Origin of the sequence: Pseudomonas sp. GM74 (assembly GCF_000282455.1) — a bacterium.
Taxonomy (GTDB): Bacteria; Pseudomonadota; Gammaproteobacteria; order Pseudomonadales; family Pseudomonadaceae; genus Aquipseudomonas.
Window position 1 is genome coordinate 1 of the sequence record NZ_AKJG01000027.1, and the last position, 1,027, is coordinate 1,027.

General features: G+C 59.9%; 1 protein-coding gene. It reads right to left on the reverse strand.

Annotated elements, in window-relative coordinates; translation table 11 throughout:
* Positions 1 to 1,027: DUF2515 family protein (locus PMI34_RS22500; RefSeq protein ID WP_008047156.1), on the reverse strand; the 1,027-nt coding region annotated here is incomplete at both ends.

Genomic DNA, 1,027 nt, shown 5'->3' on the forward strand with positions numbered 1-1,027 from the left:
GGCGATATCCCGAATCGATTGCTCAATCTGTTCACGTTTGTCGCTATGCAACAAGCTATCAAACTGCTCTGCGGCTCTGAGCACGAAGGCCATGCGTTGCTTGACGTCGGCCAGGTTGGCAACGGGGTTGTTGCCAAACCCAATGGTGCGCCCGTCATCGACGGGATGGCACTGGCTGGCCAGGGTCAGCTCGATGGCTTGAGCGGCCCCAGAGGGCAAGTTGGTGACGTAGGAGGCATGGTTGCCACGAAGCAGCCATTTCAGTCCCGTGTCATCGTACATCGACGGTTGCAGGATGTTGACCTGTTCGTGTTCGGCAAGAAGCGCGACACTTTCCGCGATCCTGCCAGTCTCAATCGCCTCGAAGGCCAAGAGGACTTCTTCATGGTCAATCCCGAATTTCAGCGTTTCCTGCCCCACCGGCCACAGCACCGGATACTCACCACTCCCATAGATGTTCTTCCGTGAAGCCAGACAATCCTTCAACGCCGCCAACCCCCGCTCCGCATAAAACACATGCAACGGATACACATCCAGGAACAGCGTGGTATTGCCCATGGCCAGCATTTCGTACACGAACCGGTACAGCCGTTGTGCGTACGACAGCGAGCCGTCGCCACCACCGAGGGTCCCGCCCCACACCGGGTTGTCGCGGTTGGCCTGTTCGTAATCCCGTTGGCGCTGTTCGAACTCGCGTATTTTCGCCCGCTTTTCCCGCTCACTGCGGCTGAGCAAGCCCACCAGCCCTTGTCTGGCGCTGTACTTAAGCTGCTCTGTGGCTTCGTATTCGGCGTGAATCTTCTCGATCGACTCCGCCGCGTGCAGCAGACCGCAGCCCACCTGCTTGGAGGCGAAAGCGGCAAGGCCGGCCCACTGGAAACGCGGGTCGTCGCGCCACAGTTGGGCGTAGGCGGCATTGATGGCCTGGTTGCGTGCCTTGGGGTCGGCAATCAGCTGGCCGCCCGGCGCCACGATTTTTTCGCCTCTCTGTTGATACACGCGCCAGAAGTTCTCGCAGACCCGACCC